Here is a 20,097-nt window from a genome sequence, read left to right on the forward strand (position 1 = left end):
GTCCGCCGGGTCTTTTATCGTTTGCCGACCAGGCTTTCGAAATCGAACAGGTTCCGGTCGAGCAGGTGCGACGGGTTGGTCTTGCCCAGCGCCTTCAGCATGGTTTCCTTGCGGCCGGGCGTCTTTATCTCCCAATCCGCCAGCATCTGCTTGATGACGTTGCGCTGCAGCCCTTCCTGCGAGCCGCAGAGGTCGCAGGGGATGATCGGAAACTGCATCGCCGTGGCGAAGCGGGCAATATCGTCCTCCGCCGCATAGGCGAGCGGCCGCAGCACCAGCGTCTCGCCATCCTCGTTCAGAAGCTTCGGCGGCATGGTGGCGAGCTTGCCGCCATGGAAGAGGTTCAGGAAGAACGTCTCGAGGATGTCCTCGCGGTGATGCCCGAGCACGACCGCCTGGCAGCCCTCCTCCCGCGCCACCCGGTAGAGGTGGCCGCGCCGGAGCCGCGAGCAGAGCGCGCAATAGGTCTTGCCGGCCGGAATCTTCGAGGTGACGATCGAATAGGTGTCCTGCCGCTCGATCCGGTGCGGGACGCCGAGCTCGGTCAGATAGTTGGGCAGCACGTCGGCCGGGAAGCCCGGCTGGGCCTGATCGAGATTGCAGGCGAGCAGGTCGACCGGCAGCATGCCGCGCCACTTCAAGTCCAGCAGCAGCGCCAGCAGCGTGTAGGAATCCTTGCCTCCGGAGAGGCAGACGAGCCAGCGGTCGCCCGGCCGGACCATGGCGAAATCGTCGAGCGCCTGTCGCACCTGCCGGATCAGCCGCTTGCGCAGCTTGCCGAACTCGACCGTGTCCGGCCCCTTGCGGAACATCGGATGGCAGGCGTCGTCGGCGGGATCTGCGTCGGTCAGATCGACATCGCGCTCGATCACCTGGGACGCGATCACATGGGACATGGACAGGAACTCCTCGGAAATCGGCTCCCTTGTGCCCGGATGCGGGCGCCGGCGCAACGAGGAAACTGCCCGCCCCTCTGTCCGCTCCTTGCGACTACCGCCGGCGGGTCAGGTTGACGATCAGCACGCCGCCGATCGACATGGCGCCGCCGAGGAGCCCGACGACGGAAGGCACCTCGCCGAGCCACAGAAAGCCGATCAGCGTCGCCGTCGGCGGGATGCAGTAGAGGAAGTTGGAGGCCTGCGCCGCCGGGAAGCGCTTCAGCGCGATCGCCCAGGTCAGATAACTGATGACGGTCGGCAGCACGACGAGATAGGCGATCGACCCGACCACGAGCGGCGGTGCCACTTTAAGCGCGGCGATGGTTTCCGGGATCGCCAGGGTTAACGGAAGGCTACCAAGCAGCAGCACCCAGGCGGTTACCGCCAAGGCCGGCATGCGGCCGAGCAGAGGCTTCTGCAGGATGGTCGAGATCGACGTGCAGACCGCCGCGCCGAGGATCAGCAACGCCCCGACATTGAGCCCCAGCCCGTCGCCGCTGCCATAGGCGATGAAGCCGACGCCGAGGAACGATACCAGCGTGCCGATCCAGCCGCCGGGTCCGAAGCGTTCGCCGAGCAGCGGCATGGCGATCAGCGCCACCAGGATCGGATTGATCTGGATGATGAAGGCGGCCGGCCCCGCCGCGATCGTCTGCTCGCCGGTGTTGAGCAGCACCGCATAGGCCGAGATGAACAGGACGCCGATGACGACCAGCCGGACGAAATCGCGCCGCGACGGCAGCGGCGGCCGGGCGATCAAGAGATAGAGGCCGGCAGGAACGGCGGCGGAAAGATAGCGCGCGGCGGCGAGCTCGACCGGCGTCAGCGCCGTCAGGCCGACGCGGATCGCGGCGAAGGCGGACGCCCAGCCGACGATCGTCGTCGCGATGGCGGCGAGCCCGACCCAATCGGCGCCGCCCCGGCTTTCACTCACGGCTTCAGTCATGATTTCCCCGACGTAATTAGCCACTCTTGATACGCCCGGGCCCAGCCGTTTCGAAGAGCAGAAATGCCGCCGATGGGGGCAAATAAAGAAAAGGCCGCCCGAAGGCGGCCTTTTCCAGAATTCGATGACGCTGACGGATCAGCGCGAATAGAATTCGACGACCAGGTTCGGTTCCATGTGAACCGGATACGGCACGTCGGCGAGAGCCGGCACGCGCGCGAACTTGGCGGTCATCTTGTGATGATCGGCTTCGATGTAGTCGGGAACGTCACGCTCGGCGAGCTGGGTCGCCTCGAGGACGATCGTCAGCTGACGCGAAGCTTCCTTGACCTCGATCACATCGCCGACCTTCGCCTGGAAGGACGGAATGTTGACGCGGCGGCCGTTGACCTTGACGTGACCGTGCGAGATGAACTGGCGCGCGGCGAACACGGTCGGGACGAACTTGGCGCGATAGACGATCGCGTCCAGACGGCTCTCGAGGAGGCCGATCAGGTTCTCCGACGAATCGCCCTTGCGACGGGTCGCATCGGCATAGATCTTCCGGAACTGCTTCTCGGAGATGTTGCCGTAGTAGCCCTTGAGCTTCTGCTTGGCGCGGAGCTGGGTTCCGTAGTCGGAAACCTTGCCCTTACGACGCTGGCCGTGCTGGCCGGGGCCGTATTCGCGCTTGTTGACCGGAGACTTGGGACGACCCCAGAGGTTTTCGCCAAGACGGCGGTCAATCTTGTGTTTGGACGAAGCACGCTTCGACATCGCATATCCCTTGGATACGAGTTACAGGGACACGTGCCCTCCTCTGCCGGCTTTTGGGGCCGGCCGACAGGAAACGCAGAACGTTTCCGCGGGTGCGTGAAATACCGCGCCGGCCCGAACGAGCCAACGCGATGGGCCGGGGTGTAGAGGAGAAGGCGGAGCGAGTCAAACTCGAATGCCCGGTTCGCCGGCTCAGGCGAAGCTCAGCCCGGGACGCGGCGGATATCCGCCTCCCACGCCGTCAGCATTTCCATGATCTCGATCGAATCGGCCGGGCGCGGCGAAGGCCGTTCGGCCTGCCTGCGGCCGGCCGCCAGGCTGCGCTCGACCATGCGGACCTGGTGCAGGAAGGCGTCTGCGTCGCTCTCGACGACGATCTCCTCACTCGTGCCGTCGAAGCCGGTGAAGAGCAGCCGGCTGGCGCCCGCCTGCGGCAGCCACGGATTGTCGAGGAAGCGCAGGCTGCCCTTGTCTCCGACGACGATGAACTCCGGATACATGCCATAGGTCTCGGCCGTCTGGACGGTCGCCAGAATGCCGTTTCCGAAGCGAACCGCGAGCGCCGCCTCGCTGACATTGCCGTCATGCGCCGAGATCGTGCCGGTTCCGGTCTGGCTCCGGTCCCGGAACGCACCCTCGCCGCCTACGGTTTGCACCGCGAGCTGCAGCAGCGACACGGGATAGCAGCCGAGATTATAGAGCGTGCCGCGTCCCTGCGGGTTGACCACCTGCCAGATGTCGGCGGCGTAGTTCGCATGGATCGACTTCACCGTACCGAGGCGCCCGTCGCGCAGGATCTCGACGAAACGGGCGATCAGCGGATGGGCGAGATACATCAGCCCTTCGACGAAGAAGACGTCGTTCGTCGCGACGGCCTCGACCAGCGCGTGGCTCTTCTCCATGTCGACGGAAAGCGACTTCTCGCTCAGCACCGCCTTGCCGGCCCGCGCCGCCGCGGCCACCGCCTCGTGGTGCACATGGTTCGGCAGGCCGACATAGACGATGTCGACGGCCGGATCCGCCAGCATTTCGGCCGGGTCGCCATAGCCCTTTTCGCCGCCGAAACGGGCGCTGAACGCCTCGGCGCGTGCGAGATCGCGCCCCGCGACGGCGGCAAGGCGCGAGCCCGGGCTCTGCCGGATCGCTGCCGCGACCGTATCGGAGATGAACCCCGTTCCGAGAATGCCCCAACCGACCATCGTCTCCCCCCATGCTGCCTGCGCGTGCTTCTAGCCCCGCGCCGGTCTGCGGAACAGGGGGAGCCGCTTAATGTATCGCTCCGCACAAAAAAGAGCGCACCGACCTTCCAGAGTGCGCTCCGGCCTCCCACATAGGCCGGATACCCGCCAAGACACGCTGTCAAGACACTCTCCCGCCGGACGGTTCCATGCCAACGCACCTCGACATTCCGCTCTCCGTTCTCGATCTCGCCCCGGTTCGCCAGGACGGAACCGTCGCCGACGCGCTCGCCCGCTCGCTCGACCTTGCCCGCCATGTCGAGAGGCTCGGCTTCAACCGCTTCTGGGTCGCCGAGCATCACAACATGCCGGGGATCGCGAGCTCCGCGACCTCGGTGTTGATCGGCTACATCGCCGGCGGCACCTCGACCATCCGCGTCGGTTCCGGCGGCATCATGCTGCCGAACCATGCGCCGCTCGTCATTGCCGAGCAGTTCGGCACGCTGGAGGCGCTCTATCCCGGCCGCATCGACCTCGGCCTCGGCCGCGCCCCGGGCACCGACCCGCTGACGATGCGCGCGCTGCGCCGCGACCTCGCCGACGACGACAACGCCTTTCCGAAGAACGTGCAGGAATTGCTGGCCTATCTGGCGCCGGCCGTGGATGGCCAGAAGGTCCGCGCCGTTCCCGGCGCCGGCTCCAACGTTCCGGTCTGGCTGCTCGGTTCCTCGACCTTCAGCGCGCAGCTCGCCGGCCTGCTCGGCCTGCCCTTCGCCTTCGCCAGCCATTTCGCGCCGATGCGGCTGATGGAGGCGCTCGACACCTACCGGCACTTCTTCCGCGCCTCTGAATATCTGGAGAAGCCGCATGCGATGATCGGCGTCCCCGTCATCGCCGCGCCGACCGACGAGGAGGCGCACCATCTCGCCACCACCCAGTACCAGCGCCTGATCAATCTGGTGCGCGGCCGCCCGACGACCCTGATGCCGCCGGTCGACAGCATGGACGGCCTCTGGGACCCGCGCGAGGAAGCCTATGTCCGCTCCCATCTCGGCGTCGCGGTCATCGGCGGGCCCGACCGGGTGCGCGACGGCCTCAAGGCTCTCGTTGAACGCACCGGCGCCGACGAGCTGATGATCAGCTCGGATTTCTACGAACATGCGCACCGGCTGCGCTCGTTCGAAATCGTTAAAAAAGCGACAACGGCGCCCTGATGCTGTATGGATCTCGGCAATTCGCATCGGGAATGGACCCCAAGGCTCCGTCGTGCCGCAACCGCAAGTGACCATCGTCGTCCCGGTCTTCAATGAAGCCGCCGGACTGCCCCAGTTCTTTGAAGAGGTCCGTGCCGTCATAGACGGGATTCGCGACATCGCCTGGACCGTACTGTTCGTCGACGACGGCTCCAGCGACGGGACGCGCGCGGCGATCCGGGCGCTCAACGCCGCCGATGGGCGGTTCCAGGGCCTGGCGCTCTCCCGCAATTTCGGCAAGGAGACGGCGATCGCCGCCGGTCTGCGCCATGCGCGCGGGGATGCCGTCATTCTCATGGACGGGGATCTGGAGCACCCACCGACGACCATCCCGTCCTTCGTCGAGAACTGGCTCGCCGGCTACAAGATCGTCTTCGGCAAGCGGATCGACAAGGAAACGCAGTCGCCCCTGCGGCGCTTCTATTCGAAGGCCTTCCACGGCGTCTTCAGCGCCATCGCCCAGCCGCGCATCCCGGCCGGCGCGGTCGACTTCCTGCTGATGGACCGGCAGGCGGTCGACGCGATGAACCAGCTCGGCGAGCGCACGCGCTTCAGCAAGGGGCTCTATGCCTGGATCGGCTTCCGGTCGACCACCGTGCCCTTCCTGGTCGGCGACCGCAGCGCCGGGCGCTCGAGCTGGCGCTTCCGTTCGCTCGCCCGCTTCGCGCTCGACGGCATCGTCTCGTTCTCGTCCGTGCCGCTCAAGGTCTGGTCCTATCTCGGCCTGGTGATCTCGGCCTTCGCGATCGTCTATGCCGGCATCTTCATGATCCGCACGCTGATCTTCGGCGCGGATGTGCCCGGCTTCCCCACCCTCGTCGTCTCGATCATGGTGTTCTCCGGCGTCCAGCTGATCTCGCTCGGCGTGCTCGGCGAATATGTCGCCCGCATCTATGACGAGGTGAAGGGACGGCCGCTGTTCCTCGTCGAGGAGACCATCGGCGACGACGCCACCGGCCAGCAGAGCGAACCCCGCGTGCGGCGCATCGCCTGATGACGGCCGGCCGCGTCATCCTCTGCGCGGACGATTATGCGCTGTCGCCCGGCGTCTCGCGCGGGATCGCGGAGCTGATCGAGGCGGGCCGCCTTTCGGCGACCGGCGCGATGACCACCGAACCCGGCTGGCTGGATCTGGCCGAAGCCGTCGCCACGCTTCGCCGCCGCGCCGCCATCGGCCTGCATTTGAACCTGACGACTGGTGCGCCGCTCGGCGCCATGCCGCGCACCCTGCCCTCGGGCAAATTCGACGGCATCGGTGCGATGATGCGACGGACCCGGAACGGCTCGGCCGATGCTCAAGAGGTCGCGGCCGAGATCGAGCGCCAGCTTGACCGTTTCGAGGATGTCGCCGGCGCGCCGCCCGATTTCGTCGATGGCCATCACCATGCGCACATACTGCCGGTGATCCGCCCCGCCCTTCTCGCCGCGCTGGCGCGCCGCTATCCGGACGCGCCGCCCCTGGTCCGCGATCCCGGCGACAACCCGATCCGCATCCTGGCGCGGCGGCGCTCGCTGGTGAAGGCGCTCGGCGTCGCCTTTCTGGCGCGCGGCCTTGCCGCCGATGCCCGCCGCCTCGGCCTGCCGACGAATGACGGCTTTTCCGGCTTCTCCCGCTTCGACCGCGCCGTACCGTTCGCACGGGAAATGGCCGATTTCCTGCGCGCGCCGGGCCGGCGCCAGATGGTGATGTGCCACCCGGGCTATCCCGACGAGATCCTTCGTCCGCTGGATCCGTTGTTCGAGCGCCGCGGCGAGGAGCTGGAGACGCTCAAGGCCTTCCCGGCCGACCGGATCCTGCACCTCGAGCGCGACGGCGGCGGCCGCATCCGGTGGCCGGCATGACAGGAACGTCGCTCGCCGCCAAGCTCCGCCACATTGCCGCCTTCGGCATCGCGGGCCTCAGCGCCTTCGCCGTCGACGCCACGATCCTGACCGTCCTGGTGCGGCTCGGCGCCGATCCCTATCTCGCGCGGGTGGTGGCGATCGCCTTCGCCATGGTGGTCGGCTGGCTCGCCAACCGGACCTGGACCTTCCGCGCCCCCGGGCCGCCAAGGCTGCGCGAATTCCTGCGCTACGCCTCCGTGGCCTCGTTCTCGGTCGCGGTGAACTATGCCGTCTACGCGCTGCTGCTGATGTCGTGGTCGGAGGCCACGCCGATGCGAGCGCTCGTCGCCGGCACGGCGGTGGCGACGCTGATCTCCTATTTCGGCTATCGCCTCTTTGCCTTCAAAGGCGTCAGGCCGGCAACGCCCGCTCGATCGGCGGCGTCAGACAGCGCCACACCAGGAACGGAATGAAGGCGAGACAGAGCAGCGGCCGGAGCCAGAGCGAGCCGATCGGATAGATCGCGATCGCGACGACGAAGGCGACGGCCAGCCCAACCATCAGCCAGCTCGCGAAAGCGCGCCGCTCGCGATGCCAGAGCAGGCCGGCATAGATCGCGAAGACGCAGCCGAACATCACATAGGTGTTCGATTCCGTCCTCGGATTGAACAGCATCAGATAGACGACCGCGATGGCGAGAATGTTGAAGGGCGCGTCGCGACCCGTGCGGCGCTGCGCCAGAAAGGCGAGCCCGAGCGCCAGAAGCGCGAAGACGACGCGGATGCCGGTCAGGACACGATCGGAAAGCGAGATGCCGAGCGCGTTGAGCAGGCCGGTCAGGTCGGCCCAGAGCCCGTCGCCGGGATCGCCGGCGGCCAGCACCTTGGCGATCCCGAGCCGATAGAGCTCGACGACGCCGGCGGGATCGGGATTGACGAAGGGCAGCAGCAGGAAGCCGATCGTCACCACAATCAGGCGCCAGCCGAGCTTCGGATAGAGCACGCCGACGAGCAACATCAGCACCAAGGCGAGCGGCTTGATCGCGAAGGCGAGGCCGAGCAGCAACGCGGCGGTCCACCAGCGCGCCTCGATGATCGCGATGGAGCCGAGCAGCATCAACGCCATCAGCAGAACCGTCGCCTGGCCGTTGCGGAAGGCGCTGAAGCCGCTCGGCGCCAGCAGAAGCAGCGACGCTCCGAAGACGAGCCACTTCCGGCGCCCCGTCACCGCGGGCAGCAGAACGCCGAAGCTGCGCCATACGGCATAGGCGAGCAGCCCCGCCGACACGACCCGCCAAAGCGCGTCGCCGAGCGAGGCGCCGAGAAGCGCGAAGGGCGTATAGAGGACGGCGAAGCTCGGAAGGTAGAGGAAGCCGGCGATGCCGCCGCCGAAGATATCGTCGCCGCGCCACCAGCCGAGCGAACCGAGGCGATAGACCGGCACGACGCTGCGGCGGTCGGGATCGGCGAGCACCAGCGCCACGACGACCAGATTGAACAGCAGGAAGATCGCGAGACCTGCCCAGCCGGCATAGGGAAGCATCCGGTCGAACGGCTCCTCCGACAGGGAGGGCTCGGCGCGCCGGGCGGTGGGATCGAGGGTCATGACGGCTCGCCTTCCAGGCCCATTTCCGCGAGGACGGGCGTCAATTGCCGGGGCCAGGGCTTCCCGGAGGTCAGATAGGCCCGGCCGGGCCGCGCGGCGACGCCATCGGCGTCGCGAGCCAGCTCCAGGACGGAGAGCACGCGCCGGGCGATCGCCTCGGAGGGGTCGATCCAGGTGACGGGCCAGGGCGCGACGGCTTTCAGCCGGTCGATCAGGAACGGATAATGGGTGCAGGCGAGCACGATCGTGTCGGTCCGCTTGCCGTCGACCTCGATGAAGGCCGGTTCGATCTCGGTCCGGATCGCCGCGTCGGCGACGCTCTCGCCGCGCATCACGGCTTCCGCCAGCGGCGCCAGCTCGGACGAACCGACGAGGCGGACATGGCAATCCCGGGCGAAATCCCGGATCAGCTCACGCGTATAGTCGCGCTTCATCGTCCCCGGCGTCGCCAGCACGCCGACGACATGGCTGCCGGAACGCTCCGCCGCCGGCTTGATCGCCGGCACCGTGCCGATAAATGGAAGCGCATGCGCGGCGCGCAGCGGCGGCAGCACCAGGGTCGAGGCCGTGTTGCAGGCGATCACGACGGCGTCGGGACGGTGATGCTCGATCAGCCGCCCCATCAGCGCGACGATATGATCGGAAAGCGGCTCCGCCTCCCAGTCGCCATAGGGAAAGCCGGCGTCATCGGCGACATAGGCGATGTCAGCCGACGGCAGCTGCCGCCGGATCTCGCGCAGCACCGACAGCCCCCCGATACCCGAATCAAAGACCAGAAGCCTGGCGCTCAATCGTCGGCCTCGCGGCTCGTGGTCTCGGTGCCGTCGGCGCGCTTGCGGGGGCGGGTCGGCCGGTTCTCCAGCGCCGCGATCACGCCGCGCAGCGTGCGGATGTCGGCCTCCGTGAACTGCGCCCGCTGCAGCATGGCGCGCAGCGTCTGCACCACCACCGGCCGCTTCTCGACCGGCCGGAAGAAGGTGACGTTGTCGAGCGCGCCCTCAAGATGCTCGAACAGGCCGAGCAGTTCCTGCTTGGTCGCCGGGCGGCTGTCATTCGGCGTCGTGAAGCGGAGGCCCGACTCCTCGGTCTCCAATCCGCTCCGCCGCCACTCATAAGCAACGATCAGCACGGCCTGCGCGATGTTGAGCGAGGCGAACTGCGGATCGATCGGCAGCGTCACGATCTCGTCGGCGAGCGAGATCTCCTCGTTGGTGAGGCCGATCCGCTCGCGCCCGAACAGCACGCCGGTCTTCACCCCGGCCGTCATGTGGCCGCGCATGATGCCGGCCGCCGAGGCGGGACCGCGCACGGGCTTCGCCAATTCACGCGAGCGCGCCGTGGTCGCCACCAGGTAGCCGAGATCGGCAACGGCCTCCTCGACAGTATCGAACAGGCGGATCCGGTCGAAGACATGATCCGCGCGGCTGGCGGCGCGGCGGGCGCTCTCGTTCGGCCAGCCGTCCCGCGGATTGACGATCCGCAGATCGCCGAGGCCGAAATTCGCCATGGCGCGGGCAGCCGTGCCGATGTTCTCGCCGAGCTGGGGTTCGACGAGAATGACGGCCGGGCCATCGACGAGAAGAATAGAAGCGGGCATGTCGTCCGTGCAGCAATGTGAGAAAGGCATGTCCTAGCTGATTGCTCGCGCTCACGCTATATTCGCGCAGAAGGTTGCCGGTCCGCGAGTCGCAACCCCGGCAACAGGATGGTCCAAGGGGAGGACGAGCAAATGCCCGCAGATTTGGCAGCCAACAAGAGCTTTTCCGCGGCCGTGCGGGAGAAATGGGGTTGGTTCCTGTTTCTCGGCATCGTCTTTCTGGTCGGCGGCGTCTTCGCCATTGCGATGCCGCTGATTTCGAGCGTCACGGTCACCGTGTTCCTCGCCATCGTGCTGGTCATCGCCGGCGTCTTCCAGATCTTCCAGGCGTTCAGCGTCCAGGGCTGGGGCGGCTTCCTGTGGCAGCTGGTCGTCGGCGTCGTCGTGCTGCTCGGCGGCATCGCGATCTACGCGTCGCCCGTCTTCGGCAGCTTCGCGCTGACGCTGGTCATCGCTTCGGTGTTCCTGGCCAAGGGCATCTTCCAGATCGCCCTCTCCTTCCGCATCCGTCCGCTCGACGGCTGGGGCTGGATTCTGGCCGCCGGCATCATCGCATTCCTGGCCGGCTTCTTCATCCTCGCCCAGTATCCGGTCTCGGGTCTCTGGGTGCCGGGCACGCTCGCGGGCATCTCGCTGCTCTTCACCGGCTGGAGCTATATCGCCCTCGCCCTGGCGGCGCGGCGCTCGGTCGCATGAACGAGACCGAGTGGCGTGCGTTCTATGGGGTGAATGGCAGCGAAGAGCTCCCGCTCGTCTCGATCCTCGTGATCAACTGGAACTACGCCACTTATCTGACCCACGCCCTCGAATCGGCGGCCGCGCAGGACTATCCGGCGCTGGAGATCCTGATCCTCGACAATGGCTCGGACGACGGCAGCGTCGAACGGATCCGGGCCTTCGTCGAGCGGCATCCCGAGGTCCGCTTCATCGAGCTGTCCGAGAACCTCGGGCAGCTCGGCGCGGCGCACCACATCTTCACCGAGCACGAAGTCGCGGGGCAGTTCGTCAATTTCCTCGACACGGACGACCTGCTGCTGCCGCATTTCATCAGCCATCACGTCCGCGCCCATCTGCTCGTCAACAATGGCGCGGCAATCTCGACCAGCGATGCCCTCCAGCTCGATCAGAACGGCATCATCCTTGCCGGCAGCCTGCCGGACTGGTGGAAGCTGCCCTCGGAAGACCGCGCCGATTTCGAGGATCGTTCGATCCAGACCCACGGCGACCCGCCGCAACGGATCGAGCTCAGCCTGATCTCGCGACGCCTCGAGCGGTGGTGCTTCTATCCGGGTACGTCCAACGTGTTCAGCCGGCGGAAACTGGCGGAACTCTTCTCGGCGATCCGCCCGCCGATCGACCGGCGGTTCGCGCTCGACGCGACCGCGGCGCCCTTCTGCCACGCGGAAGCCGGAACCATCATGCTGAACGAGCCCTTGTCGGGCTATCGGGTGCATGGCAGAAATGCGAGCCTGGTTGCCCCGCCGCTCCAGCATTTCGTCCCCGGGCGGATATCCTATGGCGACATGGGAAAACAACAACGGGCATGGCACCACGAGATCCTCGAGGGCGCGAGGAAGGAGAAAAGGAGCGGTTGAATGCAGACTGCGACGTTTTCTCAACCGGGCCGATATCGGTCCCGTCGCCGCGCCTCGCATGAACACGTCTAGCTTTTCGATCCGCGGCATCCAGTCCGAGCAACTGACGAATTCGGCCGCCATCCGCCTTCCCCTCGTTTCCTTCATCATCCTGCGGCGCGGCGAAACGGGCTTCGGTCCGGTGATCGAGGCGATCCGGGCACAGGATTATCCCGATATCGAAGCCGTCCTCGTCGACGATGGCGCAACGGAAGCGAGCGGCAGGGAAATCCTGGGCCTCATCGCAGGCGATCCGCGCTTCAAGCTCGCATCCGCCGAACAGCGGCTCGGTCCCATGGCCGCGGCGCGGCAAGGGTTCGACAGGACCGAGGGCGCATTCGTCGTGTTTCTGGATGCCGGCGTGCTGCCGCTTCCCCAATTCGCCTCGAGCCATGTTCAGGCGCATCTGGCGAGCCGCCACGTCATAGCCTTCACCGCTTCCAGGATCCTTGCCGGAGCCACTCCCGAGCCTGCCGCGCCCAAGGCGCCGGCGATTGGACTCGGCCTGCTCCGCGAGGACACGGCAATCCGCCTGAGCTGCCTCGGCGAGGCCGACTTCAAAGCGCTGTCCGCCAATACCGTGCTGCTGGACCCGGTCACGGCGGGATGGACCACATCCCCCGGAACGCTCGCCGTCTATCGCCGCCATATCGTGGAGCAGCTTCATCCCGTCGATGACCCGGCCGCCCCCGACGGTCTCTCCGTCAACACCCACTACGCCGGACTGGCGCATTTGCTCGGCGGATCGGCGGCGATCGACGTCCCGCTGGCGCGGGCAATCGGACCGGCCGACCCGAGCCACGCTTCGAATCCGCGGGCAAACGCCTCGCAAACCCAACAGATGCTCGGTGTCTGGGCCCGCAATGGAAGTGACCTCGAGCGACGGATCGGTCTGCGCCGCTATTGGGATGCCCTATGCGTCCTGATGGCGCCCGCATCGGAGCGCGCCGACGCGGCGAGCGAGACCGCGTTCAAGGGAATCCTGCCCCTGCTGACGGCGACCTTCGGCGAAAAGCAGACCATCCACCGGCTGAACCAGCGCCTGCCGAAAGGCCAGTTTCGCGCCATGCTCCATGCGCATCATGGTCCCAACCTGCCGTTCCGAACCCATATGGCGGTCCGCCTGAGCACGCTCCGCTCCTGGCACAATCGCCTCCGTCTCGCTCTGCGCAAGCACAGGCGACGGCTCAGAGGGCACGCATCCTAGGCTCAGGCCACCTGCTCGCCCTTGGCATCCCCCATATGACACGTATATGATCCGTATATGAATCATATACGGAGATCCCTATGGGCATCGTGAACATTGAGGACGACCTGCACGAGCAACTGCGCCGGGCGAGCAAGGTATCGTTCCGCTCGATCAACGCGCAGGCTGCCTACTGGATCAAAATCGGCATGCTGTGCGAGACCCATCCGACGCTCACCTTCGCGGAGATCATCGCGCGCGAGCTCAGCTCCGCCGGCGTCTCGGCTCCCTCGCTCGCGGCCAGCGAAGCATGACGAAAACGCCTCAGGAACTGGCGCTGCTGGCCGAATCCGGCCGCTTGCTCGCCTCCGTCTTCGCGCTGCTGGATCGAACCCCGCTCGCCGGCCTGTCGACGCTCGAGATCAACGACAGGGTCGAGCGCTTCATCGTCGACGATCTCAAGGCCCGCCCCGCTAGCAAGGGTCAATACGGCTATGGCTTCGTGCTGAATTCCTCGGTGAACGAGGTTGTCTGCCACGGCGTCCCGTCGCCCTCGGCCGTGCTTCGCGACGGCGACATCGTCAATCTCGACATCACGCTCGAGAAGAACGGCTATATCGCCGATTCCAGCAAGACCTACCTAGTCGGCAACGTGAACCCTGCCGCCAAGAAGCTGGTCCAGACCACCTATGAAGCGATGTGGATGGGCATCCGGGCGGTCCGCCCCGGCGCGCGCCTCGGCGACATTGGCTGGGCGATCGAACGGCATGCGAAGCGAAACGGCTATTCCGTGGTGCGCGAATATTGCGGCCATGGCATCGGCCAGGAGATGCATGAGGAACCGCAGATCCTGCATTTCGGCAAGCCGGGAACGGGCCGCGCCATCCGCGAGGGCATGGTGTTCACGATCGAGCCGATGCTCAATCGCGGCCGGGCGAGCGTGGAGACCCAGGATGACGGCTGGACGGTCGTGACGCGGGACGGGTCGCTCTCCGCCCAGTTCGAGCACACCGTCGCCGTCACGGCGTCCGGCGTGTCGGTATTGACGCTGCGTCCCGACGAGCTCTCGCGGTTCGGCAGTCACGCCTTCCGAAGCGAGCCCACGGTCAGCGGGACGCGCAAGTCCGCGGCGGCGAGGGCGTGACGGAGGGTCGCCCGTCATTCGGCTCCCTTCCCGTCATTCCCTGCCTTTGCGCCTTCTGAGTGCGATGCTATAGGGGAGCCCGCACCATCCTCGGCGCCGCCTTGGCCAGCGATCTCCTTCCGCCGGCGGGCCAGCCGTTCAACCCAGAAGCGAGGCAATCCTCCCATGGCGAAGATCAAGGTAGCCAATCCCGTCGTTGAGCTCGACGGCGACGAGATGACCCGGATCATCTGGCAGAACATCAAGGACAAGCTGATCCACCCCTACCTTGATCTCGACCTGCAGTATTTCGACCTCGGCATCGAGCACCGCGACGCCACCAACGACCAGGTCACGATCGAGGCCGCCGAGGCGATCAAGAAGGTCGGCGTCGGCGTCAAGTGCGCCACCATCACGCCGGACGAAGCCCGCGTGAAGGAGTTCAACCTCAAGGAAATGTGGAAGTCGCCGAACGGCACCATCCGCAACATCCTCGGCGGCGTGATCTTCCGCGAGCCGATCATCTGCCAGAACGTGCCGCGCCTGGTTCCCGGCTGGACCCAGCCGATCATCGTCGGCCGTCACGCCTTCGGCGACCAGTACAAGGCGACCGACTTCCTCGTTCCCGGCAAGGGCCGGATGACGATCAAATTCGAGGGCGAGGACGGCACCGTCATCGAGAAGGAAGTGTTCAAGTTCCCGGGCGCCGGCGTCGCGCTCGCGATGTACAACCTCGACGAGTCGATCCGCGAATTCGCCCGCGCCTCGCTGAACTACGGCCTGATGCGCAAGTATCCGGTCTACCTCTCGACCAAGAACACCATCCTCAAGGCCTATGACGGCCGCTTCAAGGACCTGTTCCAGGAAGTGTTCGACGCCGAGTTCGCCGCCGCCTTCAAGGCAGCCGGCATCACCTATGAGCACCGCCTGATCGACGACATGGTCGCCTCGGCGCTGAAGTGGTCCGGCGGCTATGTCTGGGCCTGCAAGAACTATGACGGCGACGTCCAGTCCGACACCGTCGCGCAGGGCTTCGGTTCGCTCGGCCTGATGACCTCCGTGCTGCTGACGCCCGATGGCAAGACCGTCGAGGCCGAAGCCGCCCACGGCACCGTGACGCGCCACTATCGCCAGCACCAGCAGGGCAAGGAGACGTCGACCAACTCGATCGCCTCGATCTTCGCCTGGACGCGTGGCCTCGCCCACCGCGCCAAGCTCGACGACAACGCCGAGCTCGCCAAGTTCGCGCTGACGCTCGAGAAGGTCTGCGTCGACACGGTCGAAGCCGGGGACATGACCAAGGACCTGGCGCTGCTCGTCGGCCCGGACCAGAAGTGGCTGTCGACCACGGGCTTCCTCGACAAGGTCAGCGAGAACCTGACCAAGGCGATGGCATAAGCCAGGCCGTCCGGGGAGCCTGACTTCCCGCAGCACTCGGACAAGGGCGGCCTCCGCCCTTGTCTCCCCGCCTTCACCGCCCCGTCCGGGGCCGGCCAGAGCAGGACGTCCCGCATGAACGTCGTCATCCGTCCGCTCGCGCCCGCCGACCATTCGGCGTGGCTCGTCCTGTGGCAGGGCTATCTCGATTTCTACGAGAGAACGCTTTCGCCCGAAATCACCGAGCTCACCTGGACGCGGCTCCACGACCCCGCCGAGCCGATGTTCTCGCTCGGCGCCGAGCAGGATGGGCGGCTTGTCGGCTTCGCCCATGCGATCCTGCACCGGTCGACCTGGCTCGCCGGCCATTCCTGCTATCTGGAAGACCTGTTCGTCAGCCCCGACAGCCGCAGCGGCGGCGTGGGCCGGACGCTGATCGAGGCGTTGGCGCAGAACGCCAGGGAGCGTGGCTGCGACCGGCTGCACTGGCTGACCCATACCGACAACGCCACGGCCCGGCGCCTATACGACCAGGTCGCGGCGCATCTCGGCTTCGTCAGCTACCGCCGCAGCCTTCTCGACACCTGACGTTCGGCCGGCAGGAAGGCAGCCGGAAGGCAGCCTACATCCGCGCCAGCACGACGATCGGCCGGCCGCGGCCGTCGAGCAGGATCAACTTGCCTCGGGCGCCGTCGACCCGCCAGCGGCGAACCTCCGCGAGGGCTGCGAAGAACTTCTGCTCCTGATTCATCGCGGCCGGCGTACAGGCCATCCGGGTGCTGGCGATGGCGCCGAAACGGATCGTGTCGCCCGCGATCTTCGCCTGGCCCGATATCCGGTTGCAGCCGCCGGAGCCGCTGACCCGGCCGTTCGGTCCCAGCTCCAACACGGTCTGCAGATAGTCCATCACGCCGCCGCCGCGAATATCCTCGGCGAGCCAGCGCCCGGCCGGCCCGGCGACGACGGCGCGCGACGCAGCCTGTGCGCCGACCCGCTGCACGGGGATGTCGATCCTGTCCGCGCCGCCGATCTCGACGGAATGATGGCTGGTCGACGTGAACCAGAGCTGGCCCTTGACCGAGATCGTGGCGCGCAGCGAATAGCTGTGGCGCGGCTGGAGCTTCGCCGGATCGAAGCGGAGGCTGTAGGGGATCGGCACCTGGCCGCGCGGCCGGAACGACGTCTGCGCGAGGGTCACGGACGGCGCGTCGGCCCGGGAGACATCGAGCAGCTTCACTTCGACAACGGCGTCCGGCGGCAAGGCCATCCGCTCGCGATAAAGGATCGAACCGTGCAGCGTTCGCGTCGCGGCGAGCGCCGATGAAGCGCCGAGGCCGACGAACAGCACCGCCAGAGCGGCGACGGCAAACGCAAGGCTGGAGGCCCAGGGTCTCCAGATCCTCCTACCGATGAGGCGCATCGCTTTTCCTCCCCATGCATCCAGATGGAGCCATCCGACACGAGAACGGATGTCGGCCGCAAGCCCTGGCTCGCGAAAAGGCTCAGACCGGCTGGGACAAGCGCTGCGGATCGAAGCTGGAGAGTTCGCGCAGCCTGGCCGCGTCGCGCGAGGGCGGCGCGCCGAACAGGCGGCTATATTCGCGGCTGAACTGCGAGGGGCTCTCATAGCCGACCGCGAAGCCGATGCTGCCGGCGTCGGCGCGCTGGGCGAGCAGGAGCCGGCGCGCCTCCTGCAGCCGGATCTGCTTCTGGAACTGCAGCGGGCTCATCGAGGTCACGGCCTTGAAGTGGCGGTGGAAGGACGAGCCGCTCATGCCGGCGATTTCCGCCAGCGCCTCGATCCGGATCGCCTCGGCATAGTTGTTCTTGATCCAGTCGATGACGCGGCTGATGCAGGAGAGCCGGCTGTCGGCGAGCGCGATCTGGCGCAACATCTTTCCCTGCGCGCCGTGGAGCAGCCGGAACAGGATTTCGCGCTCGGCCAGGGGTCCCAAAATTGGAATCTCGCGCGGGCGCTCCAGGAGGCGCAAAAGTCGGACGACAGGATCGAGCAATTCAGCATCGACCGAGCTGATCGCCAGACCGGCCGCCGGGCTGCCGTCGTCGCCGACCTCGGCCAGTTCCAGCAGCATCGAGGCCAGCGCCGCGCGGTCCAGCCGCATGCTGAAGGCGAGATAGGGCTCGTCGACGCTCGCATGGATGATGGAGCCGCTCGCCGGCAGGTCGACCGAGACGACGAGATACTTCGACGCCTCATAGATCAGCACCTTGTCGCCGACGATCAGCTGCTTTCGTCCCTGCGCGATCACGCAGAAGAGCGGCTCGTAGATGACGCGGGCGGGCTCGGTCTGCGTGCAGGAGCGCATCAGCGTCACCCGCGGGATCGGCGTCTCGAAGCGCGTCCCGACGCAGTGTCGCGCGATCAGCGCGCGCAGTTCGTTCATTGGTTCCATCATGGTTCCGATCCAACAGCCGGTTCCCGCGCCGCGCAAGCGCGGGCAGCCCCAAGATCGGCACTCTGAGAGGATCGTGCAAGAAGCTGGTAGCATTCTGGTAACGCTTCGTCAGCCCGCGCGCCATCTTCAGCAGGCCAAGCGAAGGAGTTCGACATGAGCAAGATCTGGTTCGTCACCGGCGCGACGCGCGGCATCGGCGCCGAGATCGTCAAGGCGGCGCTCGCCGCCGGCGACAGCGTCGTCGCAACCGGCCGCAACCCCGCCGGCATCGTCGCGGCGCATGCCGGCGCCGGAGACCGCCTGCTGGCCCTCCCCCTCGACGTCACCGACAAGGCCGGCATCGCCACCGCCGTCGACGCGGCCGTGACCCGGTTCGGTCGCATCGACGTCCTCGTCAACAATGCCGGCTACGGCCATCTCGGCCTGTTCGAGGAGACAGAACCCGGCGACGCCGAGCGCCAGTTCGCCACCAACGTCTTCGGCCTGTTCGACGTGACGCGCGCCATCCTGCCCGTCCTGCGCAAGCAGCGCGCCGGGCACATCTTCAACCTTTCCTCGATCGCCGGCCTCCGCGGCGGTCTCGGCGGTTCGCTCTATTGCGCCAGCAAGTTCGCCATCGAGGGCTTCTCGGAATCGCTGGCGCACGAGGTCGAGCCGTTCGGCATCCACGTGACGGTCGTCGAGCCCGGCTTCTTCCGCACCGATTTTCTCGATGAGAGCTCGGTGCGCTTCGCGAGCCACCCGATCGCCGACTATGCGGAGACCTCGGCGCAGATCCGCGAGGGCTACCGCGACCGCAACCACCAGCAGGCGGGCGACCCGGTCAAGCTCGCGGGCGTGATCGTCGACCTCGCCGCCCGCGAGAAGCCGCTGTTCCGCTACGCCGCCGGCAGCGACGCGGCCGGCGTCTTCGCCGCCAGGATCGAGCGGCTGCAGGGAGAGCTGGAGGCGACGCGGCCGCTTTCCCACACCACCGACCTGTAGCCCGACCCTTCGCCTGCCCCGGGCGCTCCGGCATGGAGCGCCCGCGCCTCTGCCCTATCTCCGTTCCCGACGGCGCTCCCCGCGCCACCTCCCCAGAAGGATGATCCCATGCGCACCAAGACACTCGGCGGCACCGGCCTCCTCGTTTCCGAAATCTGCCTCGGCACCATGACCTTCGGCGGCCGCGGCTTCTGGACCGCGATCGGCCAGCTCGACCAGTCCGTCGCCGACGGCATCGTCGCGCGCGCCCTCGACGCCGGCGTCAACTTCATCGACACGGCGGACGTCTATTCGGAAGGCCTCTCCGAGGAAGTGACCGGCCGCGCCATCGTCAATTCCGGCCGCAACCGCAGCGATATCGTGCTGGCGACCAAGGTGCTGGGCCAGGTCGGCCCCGGCCCCAACGACCGCGGTGCCTCGCGCGGCCACATCCTCGACGGCGTCAAGGCCAGTTTGAAGCGCCTCGGCACCGACTATATCGACCTCTACCAGATCCACGGCTTCGACCCGCTGACCCCGGTCGAGGAGACGGTGCGCGCCCTCGACGACCTCGTCCGCCAGGGGCATGTCCGCTATGTCGGCGTCTCCAACTGGGCTGCCTGGCAGATCATGAAGGCGCTCGGCATCGCCGATCACCATGGCTGGGCGCGCTTCGCCTCGCTGCAGGCCTACTACACGATCGCCGGCCGCGACCTGGAGCGCGAAATCGTTCCGCTGCTGAACGACCAGAAGGTCGGCCTGATGGTGTGGAGCCCGCTCGCCGGCGGCCTTCTCTCCGGCAAGTATGACCGCGACGGCAACAGCCCGGACGGCTCGCGCCGCGCCAGCTTCGACTTCCCGCCGGTCGACAAGGCGCGCGCCTTCGACGTCATCGACGTCCTGCGCGAGATCGGCGACGCGAAGGGCGTCTCGGTCGCCCGCATCGCGCTCGCCTGGCTGCTGCACCAGCCGGCCGTCACCTCGGTCATCATCGGCGCCAAGACGATCGAGCAGCTCGACGACAACCTCGCCGCGACGGCGGTGACGCTCTCGGCCGACGAGCTCGAGCGCCTCGACAAGGTCAGCGCGCTGCCGGCCGAATATCCCGGCTGGATGCTCGAGCGCCAAAGCGAAGGCCGTAAGGCGGGCTGACCGTCAGCCTCCCAAATCGAAGCAAAACCTCCTGCCGCCTCCCTCGATAAAAGGGGGGCGGCAGGACACGATCCGGCGGAAAACCGGCATCAAGCCCATGGAACTCCCGTCCGCGTTCGCGCTAGGTTCGGCGCTCCGCATTCGGGAG

Annotated in this window: 22 protein-coding genes; 13 read left to right on the forward strand and 9 right to left on the reverse strand. The window is 67.0% G+C overall.

Annotated features, from left to right (window positions below; genetic code table 11):
• Nucleotides 1-14: 14 nt before the first annotated feature.
• The 4 genes from ttcA to AC6HZP_RS16605 form a co-directional block, all read right to left on the reverse strand.
• Nucleotides 15-896: a tRNA 2-thiocytidine(32) synthetase TtcA gene (ttcA, locus tag AC6HZP_RS16590; RefSeq protein WP_497523733.1), complete on the reverse strand. Its 882-nt coding sequence runs from the start codon at nt 894-896 to the stop codon at nt 15-17.
• A gap of 94 nt (nt 897-990) precedes the next feature.
• Nucleotides 991-1,884: a DMT family transporter gene (locus AC6HZP_RS16595; RefSeq protein WP_497523734.1), complete on the reverse strand. Its 894-nt coding sequence runs from the start codon at nt 1,882-1,884 to the stop codon at nt 991-993.
• A 138-nt stretch (nt 1,885-2,022) separates the two neighbouring features.
• Nucleotides 2,023-2,640, reverse strand: coding sequence for a 30S ribosomal protein S4 (gene rpsD / locus AC6HZP_RS16600; protein WP_497523735.1), 618 nt, complete (start codon nt 2,638-2,640; stop codon nt 2,023-2,025).
• Between the two features lie 203 nt (nt 2,641-2,843).
• Nucleotides 2,844-3,839 carry a Gfo/Idh/MocA family protein gene (locus AC6HZP_RS16605; protein ID WP_497523736.1) on the reverse strand — a complete coding sequence of 332 codons (996 nt, stop codon included), beginning with the start codon at nt 3,837-3,839 and terminating at the stop codon, nt 2,844-2,846.
• A gap of 188 nt (nt 3,840-4,027) precedes the next feature.
• Between AC6HZP_RS16605 and AC6HZP_RS16610 the strand changes: the two genes are divergently transcribed.
• The 4 genes from AC6HZP_RS16610 (at nt 4,028) to AC6HZP_RS16625 (ending at nt 7,368) form a co-directional block, all read left to right on the forward strand.
• A complete protein-coding gene (locus tag AC6HZP_RS16610; RefSeq protein WP_497523737.1) occupies nt 4,028-5,032 on the forward strand; it encodes an LLM class flavin-dependent oxidoreductase in 1,005 nt (334 codons plus the stop codon).
• 67 nt (nt 5,033-5,099) lie between these two features.
• The gene (locus AC6HZP_RS16615; protein WP_497523738.1) at nt 5,100-6,065 is read left to right on the forward strand and encodes a glycosyltransferase family 2 protein; all 966 of its coding nucleotides are present in this window, start codon (nt 5,100-5,102) and stop codon (nt 6,063-6,065) included.
• Nucleotides 6,065-6,913, forward strand: coding sequence for a ChbG/HpnK family deacetylase (locus AC6HZP_RS16620; protein WP_497523739.1), 849 nt, complete (start codon nt 6,065-6,067; stop codon nt 6,911-6,913). The genes AC6HZP_RS16615 and AC6HZP_RS16620 overlap by 1 nt, the downstream gene beginning before the upstream one ends.
• The gene (locus AC6HZP_RS16625) at nt 6,910-7,368 is read left to right on the forward strand and encodes a GtrA family protein (protein ID WP_497523740.1); all 459 of its coding nucleotides are present in this window, start codon (nt 6,910-6,912) and stop codon (nt 7,366-7,368) included. Before AC6HZP_RS16620 ends, AC6HZP_RS16625 begins: the two co-directional genes overlap by 4 nt.
• Here the strand turns inward: AC6HZP_RS16625 and AC6HZP_RS16630 are convergent.
• From AC6HZP_RS16630 to AC6HZP_RS16640, 3 genes are read right to left on the reverse strand one after another with little or no spacing between them, the layout of a single operon-like run.
• Nucleotides 7,307-8,500, reverse strand: a complete 1,194-nt coding sequence (locus AC6HZP_RS16630; RefSeq protein WP_497523741.1) for a glycosyltransferase family 87 protein — start codon at nt 8,498-8,500, stop codon at nt 7,307-7,309. The genes AC6HZP_RS16625 and AC6HZP_RS16630 overlap by 62 nt on opposite strands.
• The gene (murI, locus tag AC6HZP_RS16635) at nt 8,497-9,291 is read right to left on the reverse strand and encodes a glutamate racemase (RefSeq protein WP_497523742.1); all 795 of its coding nucleotides are present in this window, start codon (nt 9,289-9,291) and stop codon (nt 8,497-8,499) included. The genes AC6HZP_RS16630 and murI overlap by 4 nt, the downstream gene beginning before the upstream one ends.
• Complete coding sequence (locus AC6HZP_RS16640; RefSeq protein WP_497523743.1) at nt 9,288-10,097, reverse strand: RNA methyltransferase; 810 nt, start codon at nt 10,095-10,097, stop codon at nt 9,288-9,290. The genes murI and AC6HZP_RS16640 overlap by 4 nt, the downstream gene beginning before the upstream one ends.
• Before the next feature lie 132 nt (nt 10,098-10,229).
• On the opposite strand from AC6HZP_RS16640, the gene AC6HZP_RS16645 reads away from it, so the two are divergent.
• From AC6HZP_RS16645 to AC6HZP_RS16675, 7 genes are all read left to right on the forward strand, one after another.
• The gene (locus AC6HZP_RS16645) at nt 10,230-10,793 is read left to right on the forward strand and encodes an HdeD family acid-resistance protein (RefSeq protein WP_201400223.1); all 564 of its coding nucleotides are present in this window, start codon (nt 10,230-10,232) and stop codon (nt 10,791-10,793) included.
• The gene (locus AC6HZP_RS16650; RefSeq protein WP_497523744.1) at nt 10,790-11,692 is read left to right on the forward strand and encodes a glycosyltransferase family 2 protein; all 903 of its coding nucleotides are present in this window, start codon (nt 10,790-10,792) and stop codon (nt 11,690-11,692) included. The genes AC6HZP_RS16645 and AC6HZP_RS16650 overlap by 4 nt, the downstream gene beginning before the upstream one ends.
• Nucleotides 11,613-12,938, forward strand: coding sequence for a glycosyltransferase family 2 protein (locus AC6HZP_RS16655; protein ID WP_497523745.1), 1,326 nt, complete (start codon nt 11,613-11,615; stop codon nt 12,936-12,938). Before AC6HZP_RS16650 ends, AC6HZP_RS16655 begins: the two co-directional genes overlap by 80 nt.
• 80 nt (nt 12,939-13,018) lie before the next feature.
• Nucleotides 13,019-13,231 (forward strand): ParD-like family protein, encoded by a 213-nt coding sequence (locus AC6HZP_RS16660; RefSeq protein WP_497523746.1) that lies wholly within the window; start codon nt 13,019-13,021, stop codon nt 13,229-13,231.
• On the forward strand, nt 13,228-14,061 hold the full coding sequence (gene map / locus AC6HZP_RS16665) for a type I methionyl aminopeptidase (RefSeq protein WP_497523747.1): 834 nt from the start codon (nt 13,228-13,230) through the stop codon (nt 14,059-14,061). Before AC6HZP_RS16660 ends, map begins: the two co-directional genes overlap by 4 nt.
• A gap of 165 nt (nt 14,062-14,226) precedes the next feature.
• Nucleotides 14,227-15,438: an NADP-dependent isocitrate dehydrogenase gene (locus AC6HZP_RS16670; protein ID WP_497523748.1), complete on the forward strand. Its 1,212-nt coding sequence runs from the start codon at nt 14,227-14,229 to the stop codon at nt 15,436-15,438.
• Nucleotides 15,439-15,552: 114 nt separating this feature from the next.
• Nucleotides 15,553-16,005, forward strand: coding sequence for a GNAT family N-acetyltransferase (locus tag AC6HZP_RS16675; RefSeq protein WP_497523749.1), 453 nt, complete (start codon nt 15,553-15,555; stop codon nt 16,003-16,005).
• A gap of 34 nt (nt 16,006-16,039) precedes the next feature.
• Here the strand turns inward: AC6HZP_RS16675 and AC6HZP_RS16680 are convergent, their stop codons facing one another.
• A complete protein-coding gene (locus AC6HZP_RS16680) occupies nt 16,040-16,837 on the reverse strand; it encodes a YbaY family lipoprotein (protein WP_497523750.1) in 798 nt (265 codons plus the stop codon).
• An 82-nt stretch (nt 16,838-16,919) separates the two neighbouring features.
• Complete coding sequence (locus AC6HZP_RS16685; protein ID WP_497523751.1) at nt 16,920-17,834, reverse strand: AraC family transcriptional regulator; 915 nt, start codon at nt 17,832-17,834, stop codon at nt 16,920-16,922.
• Between the two features lie 153 nt (nt 17,835-17,987).
• Here AC6HZP_RS16685 and AC6HZP_RS16690 point away from each other — a divergent pair, with 153 nt between their 5' ends.
• Complete coding sequence (locus tag AC6HZP_RS16690) at nt 17,988-18,818, forward strand: SDR family NAD(P)-dependent oxidoreductase (protein ID WP_497523752.1); 831 nt, start codon at nt 17,988-17,990, stop codon at nt 18,816-18,818.
• A 108-nt stretch (nt 18,819-18,926) separates the two neighbouring features.
• A complete protein-coding gene (locus AC6HZP_RS16695) occupies nt 18,927-19,949 on the forward strand; it encodes an aldo/keto reductase (protein WP_497523753.1) in 1,023 nt (340 codons plus the stop codon).
• Nucleotides 19,950-20,097 lie beyond the last annotated feature (148 nt).

Source organism: Kaistia sp. SLG-1 (assembly GCF_059699055.1).

Excerpts from the sequence above, each read along its gene's own strand:
- AC6HZP_RS16620 (WP_497523739.1), top strand. The coding sequence starts at position 6,065 with ATGACGGCCGGCCGCGTCATCCTCTGCGCGGACGATTATGCGCTGTCG.
- AC6HZP_RS16660 (WP_497523746.1), top strand. The coding sequence starts at position 13,019 with ATGGGCATCGTGAACATTGAGGACGACCTGCACGAGCAACTGCGCCGG.
- rpsD (WP_497523735.1), bottom strand. The coding sequence starts at position 2,640 with ATGTCGAAGCGTGCTTCGTCCAAACACAAGATTGACCGCCGTCTTGGC.
- AC6HZP_RS16650 (WP_497523744.1), top strand. The coding sequence starts at position 10,790 with ATGAACGAGACCGAGTGGCGTGCGTTCTATGGGGTGAATGGCAGCGAA.
- AC6HZP_RS16605 (WP_497523736.1), bottom strand. The coding sequence starts at position 3,839 with ATGGTCGGTTGGGGCATTCTCGGAACGGGGTTCATCTCCGATACGGTC.
- AC6HZP_RS16690 (WP_497523752.1), top strand. The coding sequence starts at position 17,988 with ATGAGCAAGATCTGGTTCGTCACCGGCGCGACGCGCGGCATCGGCGCC.
- map (WP_497523747.1), top strand. The coding sequence starts at position 13,228 with ATGACGAAAACGCCTCAGGAACTGGCGCTGCTGGCCGAATCCGGCCGC.
- AC6HZP_RS16670 (WP_497523748.1), top strand. The coding sequence starts at position 14,227 with ATGGCGAAGATCAAGGTAGCCAATCCCGTCGTTGAGCTCGACGGCGAC.
- AC6HZP_RS16675 (WP_497523749.1), top strand. The coding sequence starts at position 15,553 with ATGAACGTCGTCATCCGTCCGCTCGCGCCCGCCGACCATTCGGCGTGG.
- AC6HZP_RS16640 (WP_497523743.1), bottom strand. The coding sequence starts at position 10,097 with ATGCCCGCTTCTATTCTTCTCGTCGATGGCCCGGCCGTCATTCTCGTC.
- AC6HZP_RS16630 (WP_497523741.1), bottom strand. The coding sequence starts at position 8,500 with ATGACCCTCGATCCCACCGCCCGGCGCGCCGAGCCCTCCCTGTCGGAG.
- AC6HZP_RS16680 (WP_497523750.1), bottom strand. The coding sequence starts at position 16,837 with ATGCGCCTCATCGGTAGGAGGATCTGGAGACCCTGGGCCTCCAGCCTT.
- ttcA (WP_497523733.1), bottom strand. The coding sequence starts at position 896 with ATGTCCCATGTGATCGCGTCCCAGGTGATCGAGCGCGATGTCGATCTG.
- AC6HZP_RS16695 (WP_497523753.1), top strand. The coding sequence starts at position 18,927 with ATGCGCACCAAGACACTCGGCGGCACCGGCCTCCTCGTTTCCGAAATC.
- AC6HZP_RS16645 (WP_201400223.1), top strand. The coding sequence starts at position 10,230 with ATGCCCGCAGATTTGGCAGCCAACAAGAGCTTTTCCGCGGCCGTGCGG.
- AC6HZP_RS16655 (WP_497523745.1), top strand. The coding sequence starts at position 11,613 with ATGGCGACATGGGAAAACAACAACGGGCATGGCACCACGAGATCCTCG.
- AC6HZP_RS16625 (WP_497523740.1), top strand. The coding sequence starts at position 6,910 with ATGACAGGAACGTCGCTCGCCGCCAAGCTCCGCCACATTGCCGCCTTC.
- AC6HZP_RS16685 (WP_497523751.1), bottom strand. The coding sequence starts at position 17,834 with ATGATGGAACCAATGAACGAACTGCGCGCGCTGATCGCGCGACACTGC.
- AC6HZP_RS16595 (WP_497523734.1), bottom strand. The coding sequence starts at position 1,884 with ATGACTGAAGCCGTGAGTGAAAGCCGGGGCGGCGCCGATTGGGTCGGG.
- AC6HZP_RS16610 (WP_497523737.1), top strand. The coding sequence starts at position 4,028 with ATGCCAACGCACCTCGACATTCCGCTCTCCGTTCTCGATCTCGCCCCG.